The organism is Actinomadura rudentiformis, from assembly GCF_008923185.1.
In the GTDB taxonomy this organism is placed as follows: domain Bacteria; phylum Actinomycetota; class Actinomycetes; order Streptosporangiales; family Streptosporangiaceae; genus Spirillospora; species Spirillospora rudentiformis.
The window spans coordinates 64,077-83,208 of sequence record NZ_WBMT01000004.1; the positions used below are offsets into that span (position 1 = coordinate 64,077).

General features: G+C 69.2%; 21 protein-coding genes. 11 read left to right on the top strand and 10 right to left on the bottom strand.

The window, feature by feature from the left end:
* Positions 1-118 precede the first annotated feature (118 nt).
* Together F8566_RS09425 and F8566_RS09430 are read right to left on the bottom strand one after the other, a co-directional pair.
* Positions 119-1,993, bottom strand: a complete 1,875-nt coding sequence (locus tag F8566_RS09425) for a hydroxysqualene dehydroxylase (protein ID WP_225993004.1) — start codon at positions 1,991-1,993, stop codon at positions 119-121.
* A gap of 153 nt (positions 1,994-2,146) precedes the next feature.
* Complete coding sequence (locus F8566_RS09430) at positions 2,147-2,767, bottom strand: TetR/AcrR family transcriptional regulator (RefSeq protein WP_225993005.1); 621 nt, start codon at positions 2,765-2,767, stop codon at positions 2,147-2,149.
* Between the two features lie 112 nt (positions 2,768-2,879).
* Between F8566_RS09430 and F8566_RS09435 the strand changes: the two genes are divergently transcribed.
* Positions 2,880-3,056 carry a twin-arginine translocase TatA/TatE family subunit gene (locus tag F8566_RS09435; RefSeq protein WP_151559602.1) on the top strand — a complete coding sequence of 59 codons (177 nt, stop codon included), beginning with the start codon at positions 2,880-2,882 and terminating at the stop codon, positions 3,054-3,056.
* A 244-nt stretch (positions 3,057-3,300) separates the two neighbouring features.
* On the opposite strand, the gene F8566_RS09440 is transcribed toward F8566_RS09435, so the two are convergent.
* Entirely contained in the window at positions 3,301-3,996 is a 696-nt protein-coding gene (locus F8566_RS09440; RefSeq protein WP_151559604.1) for an SDR family oxidoreductase, read from the bottom strand.
* Between the two features lie 110 nt (positions 3,997-4,106).
* Here F8566_RS09440 and F8566_RS09445 point away from each other — a divergent pair, with 110 nt between their 5' ends.
* The 4 genes from F8566_RS09445 to F8566_RS09460 all read left to right on the top strand — a co-directional run bounded on the left by F8566_RS09445 (position 4,107) and on the right by F8566_RS09460 (position 7,037).
* On the top strand, positions 4,107-4,682 hold the full coding sequence (locus F8566_RS09445; RefSeq protein ID WP_151559606.1) for a TetR/AcrR family transcriptional regulator: 576 nt from the start codon (positions 4,107-4,109) through the stop codon (positions 4,680-4,682).
* A 169-nt stretch (positions 4,683-4,851) separates the two neighbouring features.
* The gene (locus F8566_RS09450) at positions 4,852-5,361 is read left to right on the top strand and encodes a pyridoxamine 5'-phosphate oxidase family protein (protein ID WP_151559608.1); all 510 of its coding nucleotides are present in this window, start codon (positions 4,852-4,854) and stop codon (positions 5,359-5,361) included.
* A 102-nt stretch (positions 5,362-5,463) separates the two neighbouring features.
* A complete protein-coding gene (locus F8566_RS09455) occupies positions 5,464-5,871 on the top strand; it encodes a YciI family protein (protein WP_151560133.1) in 408 nt (135 codons plus the stop codon).
* A 2-nt stretch (positions 5,872-5,873) separates the two neighbouring features.
* Positions 5,874-7,037 (top strand): RNA polymerase sigma factor, encoded by a 1,164-nt coding sequence (locus F8566_RS09460; protein WP_151560134.1) that lies wholly within the window; start codon positions 5,874-5,876, stop codon positions 7,035-7,037.
* Between the two features lie 379 nt (positions 7,038-7,416).
* On the opposite strand, the gene F8566_RS09465 is transcribed toward F8566_RS09460, so the two are convergent.
* Positions 7,417-8,025 (bottom strand): helix-turn-helix domain-containing protein, encoded by a 609-nt coding sequence (locus F8566_RS09465; RefSeq protein ID WP_151559610.1) that lies wholly within the window; start codon positions 8,023-8,025, stop codon positions 7,417-7,419.
* A 113-nt stretch (positions 8,026-8,138) separates the two neighbouring features.
* Here F8566_RS09465 and F8566_RS09470 point away from each other — a divergent pair, with 113 nt between their 5' ends.
* Complete coding sequence (locus F8566_RS09470) at positions 8,139-8,957, top strand: MBL fold metallo-hydrolase (RefSeq protein ID WP_151559612.1); 819 nt, start codon at positions 8,139-8,141, stop codon at positions 8,955-8,957.
* 92 nt (positions 8,958-9,049) lie between these two features.
* On the opposite strand, the gene F8566_RS09475 is transcribed toward F8566_RS09470, so the two are convergent.
* Together F8566_RS09475 and F8566_RS09480 are read right to left on the bottom strand one after the other, a co-directional pair.
* Positions 9,050-9,574, bottom strand: coding sequence for an MFS transporter (locus tag F8566_RS09475; protein ID WP_151559614.1), 525 nt, complete (start codon positions 9,572-9,574; stop codon positions 9,050-9,052).
* Positions 9,575-9,671: 97 nt separating this feature from the next.
* The gene (locus F8566_RS09480) at positions 9,672-10,379 is read right to left on the bottom strand and encodes a TetR/AcrR family transcriptional regulator (RefSeq protein WP_151559616.1); all 708 of its coding nucleotides are present in this window, start codon (positions 10,377-10,379) and stop codon (positions 9,672-9,674) included.
* Between the two features lie 142 nt (positions 10,380-10,521).
* On the opposite strand from F8566_RS09480, the gene F8566_RS09485 reads away from it, so the two are divergent.
* From F8566_RS09485 to F8566_RS09500, 4 genes are all read left to right on the top strand, one after another.
* Positions 10,522-11,418, top strand: coding sequence for an NADP-dependent oxidoreductase (locus F8566_RS09485; RefSeq protein WP_225993006.1), 897 nt, complete (start codon positions 10,522-10,524; stop codon positions 11,416-11,418).
* A 36-nt stretch (positions 11,419-11,454) separates the two neighbouring features.
* Positions 11,455-12,135 (top strand): SDR family NAD(P)-dependent oxidoreductase, encoded by a 681-nt coding sequence (locus tag F8566_RS09490; RefSeq protein WP_151559620.1) that lies wholly within the window; start codon positions 11,455-11,457, stop codon positions 12,133-12,135.
* Between the two features lie 86 nt (positions 12,136-12,221).
* A complete protein-coding gene (locus tag F8566_RS09495; RefSeq protein WP_151559622.1) occupies positions 12,222-12,593 on the top strand; it encodes a DoxX family protein in 372 nt (123 codons plus the stop codon).
* 266 nt (positions 12,594-12,859) lie between these two features.
* Entirely contained in the window at positions 12,860-13,774 is a 915-nt protein-coding gene (locus F8566_RS09500; protein ID WP_151559624.1) for an NAD-dependent epimerase/dehydratase family protein, read from the top strand.
* A gap of 37 nt (positions 13,775-13,811) precedes the next feature.
* On the opposite strand, the gene F8566_RS09505 is transcribed toward F8566_RS09500, so the two are convergent.
* From F8566_RS09505 to F8566_RS49725, 3 genes are all read right to left on the bottom strand, one after another.
* A complete protein-coding gene (locus tag F8566_RS09505; RefSeq protein WP_151559625.1) occupies positions 13,812-14,060 on the bottom strand; it encodes a hypothetical protein in 249 nt (82 codons plus the stop codon).
* Positions 14,061-14,264: 204 nt separating this feature from the next.
* Positions 14,265-14,507 (bottom strand): recombinase family protein, encoded by a 243-nt coding sequence (locus F8566_RS09510; RefSeq protein WP_225993007.1) that lies wholly within the window; start codon positions 14,505-14,507, stop codon positions 14,265-14,267.
* Between the two features lie 739 nt (positions 14,508-15,246).
* Entirely contained in the window at positions 15,247-16,449 is a 1,203-nt protein-coding gene (locus tag F8566_RS49725) for a coiled-coil domain-containing protein (RefSeq protein WP_192809602.1), read from the bottom strand.
* Between the two features lie 351 nt (positions 16,450-16,800).
* Between F8566_RS49725 and F8566_RS09520 the strand changes: the two genes are divergently transcribed.
* Positions 16,801-17,838, top strand: a complete 1,038-nt coding sequence (locus tag F8566_RS09520; RefSeq protein ID WP_225993008.1) for a tyrosine-type recombinase/integrase — start codon at positions 16,801-16,803, stop codon at positions 17,836-17,838.
* Between the two features lie 197 nt (positions 17,839-18,035).
* On the opposite strand, the gene F8566_RS09525 is transcribed toward F8566_RS09520, so the two are convergent.
* Complete coding sequence (locus tag F8566_RS09525; RefSeq protein ID WP_225993009.1) at positions 18,036-18,899, bottom strand: recombinase family protein; 864 nt, start codon at positions 18,897-18,899, stop codon at positions 18,036-18,038.
* Positions 18,900-19,132: the final 233 nt, after the last annotated feature.

Below are 19,132 nucleotides of genomic sequence, written 5' to 3' on the forward strand. Positions count from 1 at the left end.
CGGACCGCGAGCGGCGGCTTGGGGTCGTGGCCTTGGAAGCGGGACGGGCGGCGGTCGTTTGCGGCGACCGACGTGGCCGCTTCGGGCGACCGACAGGCCTCAGAGCCGGATTGCAGGGTCAGGGCTTGGCGGGGTCATACAGGTCGAAGGCGTTGGCCTCGCCTCTGTTGAAGCGGCGGTCGTCCTCGTCATAGAAGCCCTTGAACTCGTTCGGCAGGTAGAGCTTCTTAAGGGTGGCGCGGCTGCCGCCAACGCCGGCGGCGTCCAGAATCGCGTTGGCGGCCTTGCGGCCGGCTTCGTTGGCGGCCTCCATGGTGGCCAGGTTGATGTCGGCGCGGACGTAGTCGGAGGCCAGGAACAGGTTGGGCAGGGCGGTGGTGGCTTCGGGCCGGTGGTTCCACGAGCTGGGCTTGTTGATCAGCAGTGGTTCGTCGTTGGCGACCTGCGGGGTGCCGTTGCCGGTGATGGCGGGATCGAGGAAGTAGGAGTGGATGTTGAGGTCGTTCAGGACGACCGGGCCCCAGGGGATGGCCTTGCGCAGCTGAGCGACGACCTCTTTGAAGATCTGCTCGCTGGTGCAGTCGCGAGCGGGCTTGCCGTACAGGATGCCTGGCACGTCCCAGGCGGAGATGTCGATCGACAGGCACTCGTTGACGTCGCCCTTGCCGTAGGTGGTGCCGAACTTGTTCTTCCAGAACTGGGCCTGGCTGATGGAGGTGAGCGCCCAGGGCTGGGCGGCGTAGGCGACGTGCCCGCGGGCCAGGTTGATCGGCTGGCGCAGGTAGATCATCAGCCCGTTCATCCAGTCGGTGGTCAGCTCACGCAGAGACCTCAGCGACGGGTCGGCGGCCAGAATGGCGTCGTTGAGCAGCGGAACGGCGCGTTCGACCGGCACGGCCAGCACGTAGTGGTCGGCTTCGATCGCGCCTGGGCCGCCGGGGCCGGTGACCTGGGCGCCGGTGATGCGCTTGTCGGCCACGGTCAGGCCGGTGAGGGTGGCGTTGGATTGGAACGTGACGCCGAGTGAACGCAGGTGGTTCATCCACGGGTCGATGAGCGCCTCGTTGGTGGGGGCGTTCAGCAGCCGGTCGGGGGCCTTGTAGCCGCCCAGGCCGAGCGTGCTGTAGACCCACGCCTCGGCCATCAGGCCCATGGTGTGGGCGTTGGCCTTGTCGGGCTTGGCCGCCACGAGCGTGCCGGTGAACATGTCCACCAGCAGCTCGCGGTAGGGCTTGGACATCTTCTCCGAGTGGACGAACTGGGAGAAGCTCATGTTCTCCCACTGCTTGAGCCGTCGCTGAGGTCCGCTGGTGACGAACGCGATCATCTTCTGCAGGAAGTAGGCGACCTCCCACGCCGGAACGGTCCCGACCACCTTGACCGCAGTGTTGAGGAACGCCAGCAGCGACTCGGGGCTGAGCGTGCCCTCGATGCTTCCGGCTGCGGGCAGCGTGAACTTGGCGCCGTTGTAGAACGCCACGACCTCCTTGCCCGATACCAGGTTGCCCGCCGCGTCACCCCCGCCTGGCAGCGGGATGCGCGCCATGGTGTCGGGCAGGTTCTGGTAGAAGCCGGGGAAGAAGCGGAAGCCGTGCTCGCCAGGCAGATCCTGCCGGCCGCCGGAACCGGTGCCCGGCACAGGCATGCTGCGGCATTTGCCGCCCCAGGCCTTGCGCTCGTAGACGGTGACCTGGAATCCGCGTTCGGCCAGCTCATGGGCCACGGTGAAGCCGCCCATGCCGCCCCCGAACACCGCCACCCGGCGTCCGGCGGTGAACCTTCGGGTGCGCGGCGCCCGCCGCGCGGAGGCGGAGGTGGCGGCGGACGCGGACTGGTTGCCGCCCATGGCCGCGGCGGCGGCCACGGCTCCGGCGGCCGCCAGAGTGCCGGTGACGAATCTGCGGCGGTCCAGGCCGGGGGAGCCTTCGGGGGAGGGGCTCTCGGACGCAGCGGTGCGGTTCGGGGTGGTGCCATCGGGAGTCGTGTCGTCCACGGTTCACTCCTCAGGGATGGGGTGGCGCCCTAACCGACACTTGTGTCGGTTGAGTGATCCCCCACTATGAGGAAGCCGCCGCCGGGCGTCAACCCTGGCGGCGGCTCGATGGAGGCGAAGATTCGCGCGTCGATGACCTTTATCGAACGCGGTTCATTCGTGCAGCTCCGCGTTGCCCAGACCGGTCCACAGCAGCCGCATGGCTCCCTCGACCAGCATTTCCTTCGGCATATGGGGATGGCGCTCCCACCACTGCGCCACGCCGTCCAGCCCGTTGATGATCAGCTCCACCATGGCTTCGGCGATCGGCTCACCCGGATCCACTCCCACCATCCGCATATCGCCCGCGAGCAGGGCGGTCACCGCCCGAGTGCGGGACTCGCGAATCCCCTGCCGGACGGTCCGGATCTCAGGATCGTCCTCGGCGGAGTGGTCGAACAGCAGCTTGCGCGCGGCGGGGCTGGATTGGGCGAAGCCGAAATAGGCATCGATGGTCGACCGCATGCGCTGCTCGGGTGAGCCCGAGCCGGTGATCCGCGCACCCACGTATTCCACCAGCGCGGCGTTCTGCTCCTGCATCACCGCCAGCAGCAGCACCCGCTTGGAGGGGAAGTGGTCGTACAGCACGGTCCGTGCGACGCCGGCGGCCGCAGCGATGTCACCCAGGGACGTGCCGTGATAGCCCTTGTCGGCGAAGACCTTCAAAGCCGTCGACGTGATGACCGCCTTGCGCGCCGGCCCACGCATCCGGGATTTCGGCGGATTCGCCCCCATGCGCCTTGACTCCCTCCCTCGCTGCCCTCACCCTAGCCGACATGGATGTCGGTAACGGTCCTCGATCAGTGGTACGCACCGAGCGACACACCCTCAATGCTGAAGGGCCATCATGGCGAATTTCGGAAGCGCCGAGATCCTCATCATCCTTGCCGTCGTCCTGCTGCTGTTCGGCTCAGCCAAACTCCCACAGCTGGCCCGTTGCACGGCGTGGTCGACGACCGCGTCCAGGTCGTCTCCAAGGAACCCGTCGGCCACTGCCACGCCAGCTGGTTCATGGCGCCGGTGAACATCGTCGCGGCGATGACGACCGGGAGCGGCGTGGTGTCGGGTCTGTGCGGCTCATCGCCAGCAGCCCCTCCAGCAGGTTGGTCTGAGCGGCTCGGCGACGGGCGGCCAAGAGCTCGTTCCCCTGCACCTCGGCGAACAGGACCCGCCCGCGGCGCAGATCTTCGCTGATGAAGCCCAGAACGCTGCGGATCCCGGCGCGCGTGCGCGCCTCGGGTGCGACGCTGGTCCGGGCGCGGCGTTGGTCAGGCGACGCGAGTCGGGATGGGGCCGTGCGCCAGGCCGAGGCGGACCTGGCGGGTGAGATCGTCGGCCAGGATTTCCGGCTGGCCTTTGGCGATCCCGTCGAGCGCCTGGGCGGCGACGTCGGCGGGGTCGGCCTTCGGAACGTCGGGCATACCTGCGGTCATGTCGGTGTCGATGAAGCCGACATGGAGACCCGAGACGCTGATTCCGCGGGGTTCGAGCTCTTCGCGGACCGCGTCGGTCATTGCCCATGCGGCGGCCTTGGCTGCCGCGTACGCCCCAGCCTGAGCCGGGTGCACCCACGAGATCACCGACAGGATGTTCAGGACCGCGCCGCCGCCGTTGCCCTGGATGACCGGCGCGAACGCCCTCGTGACGGCAAGGGGGCCGTAGAAGTTCGTCTCCAGCTCCCGGTGGACCGCCTCGAAGTCACCGGCGATCAGGGGTGTGCCGGTGGAGATCCCGGCATTGTTGATCAAGAGGTTGGCGTCGGTGGCGATCTCAGCGGCGGTCTGGATTGATCCGTGGTCGGTGACGTCGAGTCGGAGCGGGGTGACGCCCGGCAGGTCCAGCTCGTCGGGGCGGCGCACCGCCGCATAGACCGACGCGCCGCGCTCCAGCAGCTGCGTCGCCAGGTGACGCCCCAGGCCGCGGTTGGCGCCCGTGACCACCGCAATCGCGCCGTTCAGTTCCATGTCTGCCTCCTTGGGTGAGGGCCGGTCTCGGCCCCGGATTTAGATTACAAACATAATCTAAGAGGAGAGCATAGGATAGATGACGACCAACATTCAATGAGGGGGCGTCCATGGGTCGCGTGTCACAGGCACAGGCACGGCAGAACCGCGAGCGGGTCGTCGACCAGGCTTCCCGGCTCTTCCGCGAGCAGGGCACCGAGGTCAGCGTCGCCGACCTGATGAAAGCGGCAGGGCTGACCCACGGCGGGTTCTACAAGCAGTTCGCCTCGAAGGAGGCGCTCATCGGTGAGGCGACCGCACACGCCTTCGACGAACACGCCCGCCTGCGTGCCACCGCACTCGAACGGCACCCCGGGAACCGCGCCGCCGCCCAGCGGGCGTTCATCGACGCATACCTCTCGACTGAACACCGCGACAGTGCCGCGGAGGGCTGCCCCGTCGCCGGGCTCGGCGTCGACATCGCCCGCGGCCACGGCGACGCCGAGGCTCGCCGCATCTTCACCGAACAGCTCGGCGACACCGCCGCCTGGTTCGCCGCCGAAGGGGAGGACGGTATCGCCCGGCTGTGCACCATGGTCGGTGCCCTCGTCCTCGCCCGCGCAACCAAAGGCCACGCGCTCTCGGAAGACATCCTCGCCGCTGCACGCGCGGTGTTGACCGACACCAGCAACCAGCCGGCCTCATAGACGGCCCGAGCCTTTCCGCGGAGGTTCTGCCTGGCTGAGGGGCATGGACGTCACGCCGGCGTAGGTCTTCCCAAAATCGATGTACTCGGGATGTCGAGAACGACCGGCGGGCTCCGTCCCAGGGACATCAGCGGCCACGACGGGCCGCCCGCCCGACGGAGGAACGACCATGGACCAGAACGAGATCACCGAGATCCTGAACCGGCCGCTGAGCCAGGAGTTGCTGGCCCGCGACCTGACCCGGTTGGCCTACGTCGCCAAGGACGGCACGCCGCGCAATGTCCCGATCGGATTCACCTGGAACGGTGCGGAGATCGTCATGTGCACCACCACGAACGCCCCGAAGCTGGGATCCCTGCGCGCGAACCCGATGGTCGCCCTGACCATTGACACCGAGGTGCACCCGCCCAAGATCCTGCTCATCCGCGGCCGGGCCGAACTGGACCTGGTCCAGGGCATCCCGGAGGAATACCTCCAGGCGAACGGCACCTACCAGATGACCCCTGAACAGCGGGTCGAATGGGAGGCCGAGGTCCGCTCGCTCTACGACAGCATGGTCCGCATCGTCGTGACCCCGACATGGGCAAAGCTGATCGACTTCGAAACCACCCTGCCGAGCGCGGTCGAGGAGCTGATCCGCCAGCGCCACGAGCGCTGGCAGAAGGAGCAGCAAGCCTGAAATCCGCCGGGAATCGCTCCGGGGGAATGTCGAGAATCCGTACTCCGCTCCGTCGCGCACTGAACGCGGCCACAATGAGCCCTGCACACCAGGGAGATCATGATGGCCAAGTACCTGTTGCTCAAGCACTACCGGGGCGCCCCGGCATCGGTCAACGACGTGCCGATGGACCAGTGGACGCCGGAGGAGATCTCGGCGCACCTCAAGTACATGGAGGATTTCGCGAGCCGCCTGGAGGAGACGGGCGAGTTCGTCGACCACAGGGCGCTCTCCCCGGAGGGCACGTTCGTCCGCTATGACGGTGAGGGACGGCCGCCGATCACCGACGGCCCGTTCGCTGAGACCAAGGACCTGATCGCCGGCTGGACAGTGATCGACGTCGAGACCTACGAACGGGCGCTCGAGCTGGCCGCCGAGCTGTCGGCCGCCCCGGGCGCCGGTGGGAAGCCGGTCCAGGAGTGGCTTGAGGTGCGCCCGCTCCTGACGCCGCCCCCGACCATTACGGAGTGATGGTGGACGAGGCCCTCCTTCGGACCCTCACGCCCACTGTGATCGGCATTCTCGGCCGCCGTGGAGCCGACTTCGCGGCGGCCGAGGACGCCGTACAGGAAGCCCTGGTCGAGGCCGTGCGGGTATGGGCGGATGATCCGCCGCGGGACGCCAAGGGCTGGCTGGTCACGGTGGCCTGGCGCAAGTTCCTCGACGCCGCACGCGCCGACAGCTCCCGGCGGCGGCGCGAGGAGCTCGTCGAGGACGAGCCCGCCCCCGCCCCTTGCCCCGGCGAGGCGGTGGACGACACGCTCCAACTGTATTTTCTGTGCGCGCACCCGTCCCTGACGCCGGCCTCAGCCGTCGCGCTCACGCTGCGCGCGGTCGGCGGCCTGACCACCCGCCAGATCGCGCAGGCCTACCTCGTGCCCGAGGCGACCATGGCCCAGCGCATCAGCCGGGCCAAGCGGACCGTCTCGTCCGTCCGGTTCAACCAGCCCGGTGACGTCGCCACGGTGCTGCGGGTGCTCTACCTCGTCTTCAACGAGGGCTATTCCGGCGACGTCGACCTCGCCGCCGAGGCGATCCGGCTCACCCGCCAGCTGACGGCGATGACCAAGCATGAGGAAGTGGCGGGCCTGCTCGCGCTCATGTTGCTCCACCACGCGCGGCGCCCGGCACGTACCGGCCCCGACGGCAGGCTCGTGCCTCTCGCTGAGCAGAACCGGAGCCTGTGGGACACCTGCATGATCGCCGAAGGCGTGGACATTCTCCAGGCGGCCCTCGCCCGCGACCGGCTCGGCGAATTCCAGGCCCAGGCCGCCATCGCCGCGCTCCACGCCGACGCCCCAACGGTGGAGGAGACCGACTGGGTTCAGATCGTCGAGTGGTACGACGAACTCGTGCGCCTCACCGACAACCCGGTGGCCCGCCTCAACCGGGCCGTCGCGGTCGGCGAGGCCGACGGCCCGCGGGCCGGGCTGGCCGCCCTGGCGGACCTCGACCCCTCGCTGCCCCGCCACACCGCCGCCGCGGCGTACCTGCACGAGCGGGACGGTGACCCGGCGACCGCGGCACGGCTCTACGCCGAAGCCGCCCGGTCGGCGCCCAACCTCGACGAACGCGCCCACCTCACGCGCCAGGCCGCCCGGCTCAACGCGCAACTGCGCGGCGGAACCGCCACCTGACCGGCAACGGATGGTGAGCGCACTACCGCCTCCACGGTGACCCGCTGGAAGGAGACCGGCGACCGGCCCAGCTGGTTGATGCCTGGCTGCGGTTCTGCATCGTTCTGCCAGTCGGCGGACGGTGTGGCGCGGGATGCGGCAGGCGCGTGTTGATGGTCGGTGTGAGCGGTTGCCGATGGCCGGTTCACCATCACCGAGGACTTGCGGGCCCGGCCGCCGACTCCGATCAGCCCCCCGCGAAGGGCACGGCGATGGCCCATGGCTGCGGCTGCGCGGGAAACCCCGGTGACAGCAGAGGTTGAGTCCCCGGGCGCGGCTGCCGGCCACGCTCACCCAAGTTCGGCGATGCCCTAGCCGACCTTGTCCAGGCTGCGGCCGATCAGGTTCTGCGCGAGATGACCATGATGTATTCGCAAGGAGCGTTCGTTCGGTTGGCGAAGCCGTGGTCCGCGTCGGCCTGGAAGAACAGGGAGTCGCCTGTGTTCAGGGTCTCGTTGATCCCGCCGATCGCGACGGTGAGGGTGCCTTCGAGCACTACGAGTTGTTTCTCCGTACCCGGCGGATACGCGGGCAGCAGCCCGGTGGAGACCTGCGCGGGGAGGTAGTGGACGACCATCTCGGCTCCTCCCGCGCCCGGGGCCGCTGACACCATGTGCCGCTCGAAGCCGGTTTCCGGGTCACGGAAAACGGGGCGATCGTTCTTGCGCATGACAACGGCCACACCGGACGCGGCAGCAGCCGGCGCACCGATCAGGTCCGAGAGCGACGCGTCGAGCGCGTGGGCGATCCTGGACGCGACGCCGATGGTCGGGCTCTTCTCACCGCGTTCGACCTTGGACAGCATCGCCCGGCTGACCGACGACTGTGTGGACAACTGCTCCAGCGTCAGGCCCGCCTCCTCGCGGCGTCGCCGCACGTTGCCGCCGAACGCGCCGGCCAGGTCGTCACCGTGCTGGGATTCGGCCGCGTTTCCGTCTTGCTCGATCACCGTGCTCCTCGATCGATGGGTACCTCGCCGCGCACAGTGTAGGGTTTCTCCTAAAGAAGACATGTTCTTCTATTGGAGACACGCGATGTGCGCCCCAACACGACGGAGGTTCCATGCGTTTGATCTCGAGTGGCCAGCACCATGCCACGTTCGAATTCGGCGATCTGCAGGTGATCTCGTTGCGAGACGGGTACATCGACATGCCGCCGACACGGCTCCGCGACGAGGACGGGCGCACGCTCGATGAGCTGCCGGCCGCCGTCCCGCTGGCCGGCGACAACTTGCGGCTGTCGGTCAACGCCTTCTTCGTCACCGACGGCACGCGGTCGGTTCTCATCGACACCGGCGCGTCCAACGCCTGGCACGACCCCACCATGGGATTGATCTACGACGCGCTCGACGAAGCGGGAATCGACCGCGCGCACGTCACCGATGTGGCCATCACCCACAAGCACGAAGACCACGTGAGCGGCCTGATCGCGCCGGACGGTTCAGAGGCGTTCACCAACCTCGAGCGCGTGTGGATCGGCGCGGGCGACACCTCGGTGTTCACGGGGCGGCTCGAGCCGATCCGCGACCGGGTCGTACCCGTGTCGGAGAAGGTCGCGATCAACGACTGGACCACCGCGGTCCCGACACCGGGCCACACACCCGGTCACACCGTCTACGACGTCAGGAGCGGCACCGGCCACCTTCTCGCCTGGGGCGACACCGTTCACGTTCCCACGCTCCAATTCGATCATCCGAACGTGTCCTGGGAGCTCGACGGCAACCAGTCCCAGGCCCGCGCCGCGCGAGCGGCCCTCCTCGAACAACTGACCCGGCCACACCACTTCGTGGCCGGCGCCCACCTCGACTCACCCGGCATCGCCCGCGTAACCCCCTCCGGCGACGGTTATGCGCTGGAATACCTCGCACCACCGATCGGCTGATCGAGCCTGTCGGCTCCGGGGCCTCGCGACGGCGGCCAAGCTCGTACCGGCCCGCTGGTCGCCCACAAACTCGACCACTTGGACGGCCGCCTTTACACCAGCCGCATGCACGACGGCCTCCAGCCCATCCCGGTCGAGGAGTCGAGCCGAGACAACGGGGCGCCTGCCCCACCCCGCCACCCGCCGCCTACGAGCACCTGCTCCCCGACGACACCGCCTCGCTGGAGGCCTGCGGTCGGCGCGACGGCGAGCCCGGCCGTACAGGCCACCGCGAGCCACAGCGTGGGGCGGTGGTCGGTGGCCCGCCCGCCGAGGGCGTTGCCAGCCACGGCCGCGAACCCGAAAACCAGCAGCCACAGGCTCAGCGCCTCGCCACGTACCCCGCCCACCTCGTCGAGGATGGGCCCGATGTACGTCAGCACGGTGAATGCTCCGGCGCTCCACAGCACGGTGACGCCGAGCGCGGCCAAGGCCAGGAACGTGGCGCGCCATCCGAAGGCCCCGCCAATCAGCGTGCCGAGCGGCACTCCGACTGCGGTGGCGACGGCCATGCCCGCGCCGACGGTCGCAAGCGCCCGGCCGCGCTGCTCGGCAGGAACGAGGGCCGGAGCAAACAGTGCCCTCTACAAAGCTATGCGCCGCGCCAGCCCGGCGGGCCGCAGGGGGAGGGCCGCAGGTGAGGGAACGCGCCCTGGCTCCGTTCGCCGGGGTGGTTCAGGACGTGCCCGGTACCGGGCGGGCGAGTCGGATCATGGCGCGGTAGAGGGCGCGGGGAGCGGGCGCCGGGACCAGGGGCGGCAGGTCGGTCCCGGGGGTGGCATAGGCGCGGAGCATCTGACCGACCAGGCGGCGCCAGGTGTCGGGGGCGTCGTCGCCGGTGGCGGCGATGACGCCGGCGTTGGCCATCAGGAGGATGACCAGGTCTTGTGAGGTGAAGTCGTCGCGCAGGTGTCCGCTGGCCTGGGCGCGGGTGATGAGTTCGAGGAACCCGTTGTAGGCCTCGGTGCGCCGAGCTTCGAATGCCCTGGCGGTAGGGAAGGTCATGGTCAGGACGTCGGCGAAGCCCCGGTCGGTGGCCTGCATGGCGCAGACGGCTTCGATGTAGCCGGTGAAGCCGTGCCAGGGGTCGGGATCGGCGAGTGCCTCGGCGACAGCATCGGCGTAGGCGTCCATCCGGTCGGCGAAGACCGCGGCGATCAGCTCCTCGCGGCTGGCGAAGCGGCGGGACAGGGTGGCCTTGCCCACACCTGCCTCGCGGGCGACGGAGGCCATGGACACGCCTAGGCCCTGGGTGGCGTACAGGCGGCGGGCGGCGGCCAGGATGCGGTCGCGGTTGCGTTCGGCATCGGCACGCAGGCCCTGCTCGGGCTGCTGGCCGCGGGTTTCGGCGGAGGTTTCGGCCGGGTCGGCGGGCGCTGTCATGCTGCCACCCTACCCAAGTGGAACAACCTACCCACTTAGTTTGTTACGCTGACATCATGGAAACGGGAAGGCCGTTCCACTTCTGGTAAGGGTGAGTGCTGTGCGTGCTGTAACTCTTCAATCCATCCCCGCGAAACCCGCTGTGACCGAGGTCGAGGCCCCGCGCCCGGAGGCCGGTGAACTGCTGGTCAAGGTGGCCGCCGCTTCGCTGAACGGCATCGATGCCGCCACCGCCGCCGGTTACATGCAGGGGGTGATGGAGCACCGGTTCCCGCTAGTGATCGGCGGGGATTTCGCGGGGACTGTCGAGGCGCTCGGGGAGGGCGTGGACGGCTTCGCGGTGGGCGATGCGGTCTTCGGTGTGGTGATGAAGCCGTTCCTGGGCTCCGGGTCGCTCGCGCAGTACGTCACCGTCCCCGCCGCCTACGGCGTCGCGCCCATCCCCGAGGGGCTGAGCGTGCAGGACGCCGGCGCGCTGGGCCTGGCCGGGACTGCCGCACTGGACAGTGTGAACGCCGTGGCCCTGGCCACAGGCGAGACGGTGCTGATCTCCGGCGCCACCGGCGGCGTCGGTGCGCTGGCCGTGCAGCTCGCCGCGGCTCGCGGCGCCAAGGTGATCGCCACTGCCCGTCCCGGCGCGCAGGCGGCCTTCGTCGCCGCCCTGACCGACGCGGAGGTGCACCTGGTCGACTTCACCGGCGACCTGGACGCCCAGGTCGGTGCGCTCGCCCCCGGCGGGGTCGACGCGGTACTGCACCTGGCCGGCGACGGCGCCCGGCTGGCGGGCCTGCTGCGGCCTGGCGGCAGGATCGCCGCCACCGGCGGTTTCGGCCCCGGCGACACCCGGCGCCAGGACGTCACCGTCCACGCGATGAGGGCCGACCCGAACGCAGCGACCCTCACCGCGCTGGCCGAAGACGCCGCCTCCGGTGCGCTGCGCGTACCCATCACCGCCGTCTACCCGCTGGAGCAGGCCACGGACGCGTTCGCCGCCTTCAGCTCCGGCAAGCTCGGCAAGCTCGCCATCACCTGCTCCTGAGCCATCCCCGCCTCCACCACGAAAAGAGACCTGATCATGCCCGTCATCGCCATCGTCGGCGCCGGCCCCGGCATGGGCCTGGCCATCGCCCGCACCTTCGGCAAACGCGGCTTCGACGTCGCCCTCATCGCCCGTACCAAGGACAAGCTGGACGCCCTCGTCGACCAGCTCGGCCAGGAGGGCATCACGGCCGCCGCGTTCCCCGCCGACGTGATGGACGGCCCTTCCCTCACCGCCGCCCTCGAAGCGGTGACGGCCCGCTTCGGCGGTATCGACGTGCTGGAGTACTCCCCGGCGCCGCACTCGCCGGTGCCCGGCTTCACCCTGGCCGCCCCGAGCGAGGTCACGGTGGAGAACCTGCAGCCGCAGATCGAGTACAACTTCTACGGCGCCGTCACCGCCGCCCGCACCGTGCTGCCCGCCATGCGCAAGGCCAGAGCCGGGACGCTGCTGTTCACCACCGGCGGGGGCTCCATCCACCCCAACCCGATGCTCGGCAACGTCAACGCCGCGGCCGCGGCATTGCGCAACTGGGTGCTCAACCTGCACAACGAACTGGCGGGCAGCGGTGTGCACGCCGCGCACGTGGCGATCAACACCTGGATCGGCGAAGGCGGCCCCGAAGGCATCCCCGCAGCCACCCCCGGGCAGATCGCACCCCTGTACTGGGACCTGTACCAGCACCGCGACCAGCCCGAGGCCGTCTTCAACGGCTGACATCCGCCGTCACATCCGTCCGCCGCCCACGGGCGACCGACACCCGCTTTACCTCTTCCGCCCTTCCCGAAGGATCACCACTTTCCATGAACCTCTTCCTGTGGATCCTGCAGGCCGTCCTCGCGGCCATGTTCGCGACGGCCGGTGTCATGAAGTCCACCCAGCCCAAGGACAAGCTGATCGACAAGCTGCCCTGGGTCGCCGACTTCTCGCCCGCCACCGTCCGCTTCATCGGCGCCGTCGAGTTCGCCGCCGCCCTCGGCCTCATCCTCCCCGCGGTCACCGGCATCGCCCCCGTCCTCACCCCGCTGGCCGCGACCGGCCTGGCGATCACGATGGTCCTCGCCGCGATCACCCACGCCCTCCGCAGGGAACCCTCCGCGATCGCCTTCAACGCCGTCCTGCTGATCCTGGCCGCCGTGGTCGCCTGGGGCCGCTTCGGCTCCTACGCCTTCTGACCCTCCCGCAGCAGCAAGGAGCCCCCCATGCATCTCACCGTCTCCGGCGCACCGGCGGCGATCACCAAACCGACCGACCAGCCCACCGCGGGCCATAACCGATCCGGGTCCCTGGGCCACGACGAGATCGGCTCCGCGATGACCCCTGCGGACATCGCCACATCCCTTCTCTCCCAGCACCCAACACCTGCGACCAGCGGGCCATGCCCGCCTTCAGCAACCGACCCAGAGAGCGGCCACTCTCGAAGGACCAAAAGGAAATCTCAATGTCATTGCACGTGATCGTCGGTGCCGGCGCTGTGGGCATCGCCACGGCGCGGCTGCTGGCCGAACGCGGCGATCAGGTCAAGATCGTGACCCGGAGCGGCGCCGGCCCGGAGCATCCGGCCATCGAACGGATCGCCGCCGACGCCACCGACGCCAAACGGCTGACCACGATCGCCGAGGGCGCCGTAGCGCTCTACAACTGCGCGAACCCCCGCTATGACCGCTGGCTGACCGACTGGCCACCGCTGGCTTCCGCACTCCTGGCCGCCGCGGAGCACACCGGCGCGGTACTCGCCAGCACGGCCACGCTCTACGGCTACGGACCGGTGGCCGGACCCATGACCGAGACCACCCCGCTCGCTGCAACCCATCCCAAACTGCGACTGCGCGCCCAGCTGTGGCGCGATGCGCTCGCCGCCCACGAGGCGGGACGGATCCGCGCCACCGAAGTACGGGCAAGCGACTTCATCCAGGGCACCGGAGTCTTCGGCCTTACCGTCGCCAAACCAGTGCTCGCCGGTAAACGCGCCCTGCTGCCGGTCACTCCCGACCAGCCGCACAGCTTCACCTCAGTCCACGACGTGGCCACCACCCTGATCACCGTCGCCGGTGACGAGCGGGGATGGGGCAAAGCCTGGCACGCCCCCACCAACCCACCCCTGCCCTTGCGCCAGCTCGCCACCAGGTTCGCCGAGATCACCCAGGCGCCGACACCCAAACTGACCACGATCCCCTACCCCGTGCTGTGGACCGCCGGAGTGTTCGCCCCCGTCGTGCGTGAACTGCGCACCACTCGCTACCAATGGGAACGGCCTTTCGTCATGGACTCCGCCGACACCCAAGACACCTTCGGCCTCAAGCCCCAGTCGCTGGACGATGCACTGCGCGAGGCGGCACAACTCATTCAGCAATGACCACCTTGATCGTCAGCTCCACCCGGACCTACGCCGCTCAGACCGACCAGCGGATCCAGGCCGTCGCCACCGTCAGCGCCGTCAACCCGGCACCGAGCTCCTCGCCGAGCCCCAGGTCCGCGACCACCTGCTCGACCAGGCAGCGGTGCTCCGGACCTCCGACGCCCGCGAAGGCAGCGCCGACGCCACCAACCTGCCCCCCGGCACGCAGGCCGAAGCAGACGCCCTCCCTGCGGGAGGCATGTTCCCGAAGAGCTACGGGTACTACCGCACGCCGATCAGACAACACCCCCGTTCTCCCGGCTGGGGTGTGGCCCGTTCCGACCTGATCGCCCCAGCTCGAGCCCTACCGCAACGACAGCCGGCTCGAGCCGCGCCCGATGATCACCGGAAGCAAGGCCGACACCCGCCTCTTCAGCGAAAACGGCGTGGCGCGCGCCGGCGACACCGCGGAGCTGCACGACATCACCGGGGCGACCCACTTCGACCTCTAGGCGCCGAGCGAGTCACCCTGGGCCTTCAGCAGCCGGGCGTACTCGATCTTGTCCTCGGGGTGGGCGATGGGGCGGCCGATCTGTCGGGCGGCCGCTTCGGCGACGATGCGGGCGTGGGCGGCGCGTTCGGCGGTGAAGGTGCGTTCCATCTCGGCGAACAGCGCCAGCAGCAGGAAGGCGATGCGGCCCATGCCCTCGTCGGGGGTGTTGATCGGCAGCGGATCGGCCAACGACCGCACGCCGATCCGCCGAATCGACTGACACCCAGTGACGAACCCGCAGGACAGAAGCGTGCAGAACCGCACGCACGTGATCCTTAGCAACTGGCAGCTCCAGGATAAGCGCCGACTCATTAGGCGTTTCGCGTGTCGCGATAACTGATATGCGTGCCTCTACGCGAAAGAAGGATGGGTTTCGCGGGTGAGCAGCGACATGACCACGGCAGCAGAGGTGTTGAACGCCAAGTAGATGTCAGTAATTGAGCCGAGTGCCGTCGCTGATGCACCATATATGTCAGTGAACGCCGGTGCATCCTCATTCTGGTGGGCGCTTGAACTGGGAAGATATGGCACCGGGGTTCCCTTGTCCGACCGACTGTGATCTTGTGCGCCTGGACGGGTCAGGAGTTCGCCAGGGCGCTATCGCGCCGAGTTTGTCAGTTTTTCGGCGATTGAGTCGTGAGTTTAAAGCATTCGATCCATATTCTCGCGAGCTAGGATCGATAAGGAATAGCCGCTCATTCGCAGAGGCTGCCTCCGGGTAGCGTAACGACGGAGCGCGGCAGGCACCCGAAGAAATAGGTGCCTTGAATTTCTGGCGTGCAGGCTCGGCCCGGGACCTTCCTCATCGGCCTGGTGGCCTGCCCGGCCGTTGCCGCCGCGGCCATGGCCGACCGGTGGCCCGCCGCGACTTGCCGTGAGGGTCGGCGTCTGATGTGTCGCGATGCTTGGCGAGGCCGGCTCGGCGCCCCTGGTCGGCCTAGGTGTCGCCATCGTGACCGTCGTCGGCGGTGGCGGTGAGGGCGGCTTCGGCGTGCAGGGCGCGTTGCAGGTGGGTGGTGGCCTCGGCGCGGGCGGCGTCGCGGTCGGCGGTGAGCGCGTCGATGGTGGCGGTCAGCCTGGCGGTGGTGGTGAGGTGGGTTTCGCGGGCGGTGTCGCGTTCGCGGTGGGCGGCGGCGACCGCCTCGGCGGCGGTGGTGCGTTCCTGCCGGGCTAGTTGTTCGGCGCCGTCGGCCCGGTCGGTGGCGGTCTGGGCGGTCTGCTCGGCCCGGGTCAGGGCTTGGCGGAGTGCGCTGATCTCGGCCTGCTGGGCGGTCAGCCGGTCGGTGGCGTCGGCGAGCCGGCTGCGGGTGGCGGCGAGCTCGCCGGTGCGCTGGTCCAGGTCGGTGCGGGTGCGGGCGTGTGCGTCCTGGGCCTGGGTCAGAGACTGGCGGAGCTGGCGCAGGTCCTGTTCGGCCTCGGCCAGCCGCTGCTCGGTCTGGTCGAGGCGTTGCTGGGTGGTGCGTGCGGCGCCCTCGGCGGCTTGGCGGGCATCGGCCTCGGTGCGGGCGGTCTGGCGGGCAGCCTCGGCGGCGGTGCGGGCGGCGCGGGCGATCTCTTCGGCGGCCAGCGCGCGTTCTTCGGCGTGGTCGCGGGCGGCCTCGGCGGTGTCGGCCTGGAGGCGCGCGGCGTCGGCGTCGACCTCGGCGCTGTGGCGGGCCGTCTCGGCCTCGCGGGCCCGGGTGTCGGCCTGGGCGGCCTGCTGTTCCAGTGCGGTGTTGCGGGCCACGACGGTGTCGACGATCTCTTGCAACCGGTCGGCGGTCTCCCGTTCGCGGTCGGCGCGTTCGCGGGCGGCGGCGGCCATCCCGGTCAGGACGGTGCGCAGCGCGGCCAGCGGCTCGGCGACGGCGGCCGCTGCTGGGCTGCGGTTGGCGGCGTGTGCCTCGGCCTGGCAGTCCTTAATCACATTCTCGTCGGCGTCCAGCTGTGGCGGGCAGTACTCCGGGCGGCGCCCGCGCGCCTTGGGCGGTCGCGGCAGTGCCGTGTCGCAGTACTTGCACCGGCCCCACGGCGCCGCCGGGTCCGCCCCAGGGCGCCGCCCGCCGCGCGTGGCGGGGATTTCGATGTCGACCGGCCGTCCGTGCGCTTGTGTCACCGGTTCCGCGTCGGGCAAGCCGGGGCCGCCAAGATCACTGCTCATGGCCCCATGCTCTCATTTCTTTTCCTCGCAAGTAATGAAATCAGCCTCCTAGATTTCCTGAGGACGAAAAGTAGGCAGCGCATAATCGCGCTTATGCGCATGGAGCGGTGCGCGCCGCCCAACTGCGTCAGGTTGGGGCGTCGGTGCAGTTCGTCACTTTTCTGACCTGCGTGTTCGTCACTTGGTGGCAGTGGATTCGTCACGAGGTGGCAGTGGCAGCACAGCTGCGGTGGGACGCGTCAGGGCGTTGAGCATCGGCTTGGGTATCTTCGGGGTGCCCTCGGTAGGGCGGCTCGGCTGCCCGGCCTGGCGTAGCTTCTTATACTTGAATATAGGAAGTACGCTCTGGGTGTGACTTCCTATATTCCGGTCGACGATGCACGCCAGGGCGCCGAAAACACTTCCTATATTTCGCCGCCATCAGACGGCGGTGCCACTTCACCCAAGCGGCGCCGACGGGGAGCCACCGCCACCCGCGTACCCGAGCGCTACGCCACGGCGTTCGCCACCTACAGCGCCGCGCTGACCAAGCACAGTTTCCCCCTGGACGCCGACACCGTCACCAACTATCTGTCGCGCGTGCGCCAGTATCTGGCCTGGCTGGAGGTCGCGGCGCTGGACGGCGACCCGCTCACCGATCCGGCCGCGCGCGACTGGGCTGCCCGTGACTACCGCGCCCACCTGCTGACGGTGCTCAAACGCAAGCCCGCCACCGTCAACGCGCACCTGACCGCCATCGACGACTTCAACCGCCGCATCGGACTGGGCCCGGCGGCCGCCAAGCGCCTGGGCCTGCCCAACCTGGCACCCCGTGCGCTGGACCAACGCGCCCAGGTCCGCTTCCTGCGCGAGGTTGAACGCAGCCCCGCCCGTGACCGCGCCATGGCCTACACCGCCTTCTACGCCGGTCCGCGCATCCATGAACTGGTCGCCTTGAATGTCGATGATCTGCGCATCTCCGCCCGCAAAGGCGTCTTGATCGTCCGCATGGGAAAGGGCGGCAAGTACCGCGAGATCCCCTTGCATCCCAAGCTCCGCGCCGAACTGCAGACCTGGCTGACCGAACGCGCCGCGCTGCCCGGCTCAGGCGCCGGCACCGGCAGCGCGGCGTTGTTCCTCAACGCCCGCGGTGGCCGACTGTCGGCACGCGCCGCCACCGGCGTACTCAATGGCATCGCCGACCGGGCCGGACTCACGGTCGGCGCCGATGAGGACTTCACCACCCACGTGCTCCGCCACACCCTGGGCACCACCCTGGCCCGGCGCGGCGTGGACGTCGTCACCATCGCCGAACTGCTCGGCCACTCCCTGGAGACCGCCCGCCGCTACACCCTGCCCACTCACGCCGACCGCCAGGCCGCCATCGACAGCCTCACCGTCGACGATTGATCGTCACCCAGCGGTATGGGCCGCGGCTCAACACCGCTGGTCATTGGTCCGTTGGATGCGGGTTCGGGCCCGGACCTGGCCGGTGGCTTTTTGGCCGGGCGTATCCAGCCGCTCGGACCGGGGTCCCAGTAGTCCCGGGGAAATTTTGGTCGGATTTGGCTGACCTGCGCTGACGCGGTCATGCGAGACGGGATCAATCAGCCCGTGGCCGCTGTCTGCTGGTCGTGTTCGCGGAGCATGCGCATCACGGTGGCGGCTGAGGGGTGCTGGCCTTTCTTCTTGCCAGTGGTGATGACGAGCCGGGAGGCGATGTCGCGCAGGCTGTGGTTGTTCTCGCGCAGGTGGAGGGCGACGGCGAGCATGGCGTCGTCGGTGACGGTGGCGCCGCCGATGTTCTTGCCGCGGCTGCGGGCGGACTCGTGGCCTTCCAGGGTGCGGTCACGGATGTACTCGCGTCCCATCCCGGACAGGGCGGCCAGCACGGTGAACACGATTCCGGACGGGTCGTGGGTGCCTTGCAGTTCGCCGGTGAGGAACTCCAGGCCGATGTCGCCTGCCTTGAGTTGCTCGGCCAGCGCCGCGAGTTCGATGCCGAGTCTGAGCCGCTTGTGCTCGTGAACGACAAGGGTGACCGCGACGCCGGAGGCGCGCATCTCGCGGGCGAGGTCGATGGCCTTGTCGAGTTCGGGGCGGCGGGTGGTGCGGGTGGAGATCTTCTCGTGGAAGGTCCGGGTGACGCCCGCGGCCTTGAGTGAGCCGAGCTGGGTGTCCAACTGGCGGAGGGTGGAGGCGCGGGCGTAGCCGATCCGCACGTGCCCAGCCACCTTGCCGCCGGCCGTCGCGGGGCGGGGCAGTTCGGTCCAGTCCGTGCCGGGCTTGCGGATCGGGGGTGTGGGGACGCTCAGGGTTTTAGCGAGGGAGGGCACGAGCCGGAACCGGGCGGTGTGGTACTGGATGGCCACCTTGCCCTTGCCGGTGCGGCACGGTGACCCGGCGGGCGCGGCGCAGCTGGACATCGGGCAGTCGCTTGCTTCCACGCGAAGGAAGTCGTCGTCGCTCACCCCGAGATTGTTTTCATGTGGGTGTTCCACGCGTCTCTTCGTATGCAACGACCCATGAAACGAGATCGGGCTCTGGATGACCTCGGGCTGGCGGGGTGTTTCATAGGTCCTCGCCTATGAAACGTCTGCGACCCCAGTCGCGGATTGTCTGAGCGGTCTCGTCGGTGGGGTCGGAGTCGGCCCAGTCGAGACAGCCGGAAAGGGCAATCTGGGATCTCCTCAGTCGACTGGGT

Coding starts and splice junctions, on each gene's coding strand:
- F8566_RS09430 (WP_225993005.1), bottom strand. CDS start 2,767: ATGGGGGCGAATCCGCCGAAATCCCGGATGCGTGGGCCGGCGCGCAAG.
- F8566_RS09435 (WP_151559602.1), top strand. CDS start 2,880: ATGGCGAATTTCGGAAGCGCCGAGATCCTCATCATCCTTGCCGTCGTC.
- F8566_RS09440 (WP_151559604.1), bottom strand. CDS start 3,996: ATGGAACTGAACGGCGCGATTGCGGTGGTCACGGGCGCCAACCGCGGC.
- F8566_RS09445 (WP_151559606.1), top strand. CDS start 4,107: ATGGGTCGCGTGTCACAGGCACAGGCACGGCAGAACCGCGAGCGGGTC.
- F8566_RS09450 (WP_151559608.1), top strand. CDS start 4,852: ATGGACCAGAACGAGATCACCGAGATCCTGAACCGGCCGCTGAGCCAG.
- F8566_RS09455 (WP_151560133.1), top strand. CDS start 5,464: ATGGCCAAGTACCTGTTGCTCAAGCACTACCGGGGCGCCCCGGCATCG.
- F8566_RS09470 (WP_151559612.1), top strand. CDS start 8,139: ATGCGTTTGATCTCGAGTGGCCAGCACCATGCCACGTTCGAATTCGGC.
- F8566_RS09480 (WP_151559616.1), bottom strand. CDS start 10,379: ATGACAGCGCCCGCCGACCCGGCCGAAACCTCCGCCGAAACCCGCGGC.
- F8566_RS09490 (WP_151559620.1), top strand. CDS start 11,455: ATGCCCGTCATCGCCATCGTCGGCGCCGGCCCCGGCATGGGCCTGGCC.
- F8566_RS09495 (WP_151559622.1), top strand. CDS start 12,222: ATGAACCTCTTCCTGTGGATCCTGCAGGCCGTCCTCGCGGCCATGTTC.
- F8566_RS09500 (WP_151559624.1), top strand. CDS start 12,860: ATGTCATTGCACGTGATCGTCGGTGCCGGCGCTGTGGGCATCGCCACG.
- F8566_RS49725 (WP_192809602.1), bottom strand. CDS start 16,449: ATGAGCAGTGATCTTGGCGGCCCCGGCTTGCCCGACGCGGAACCGGTG.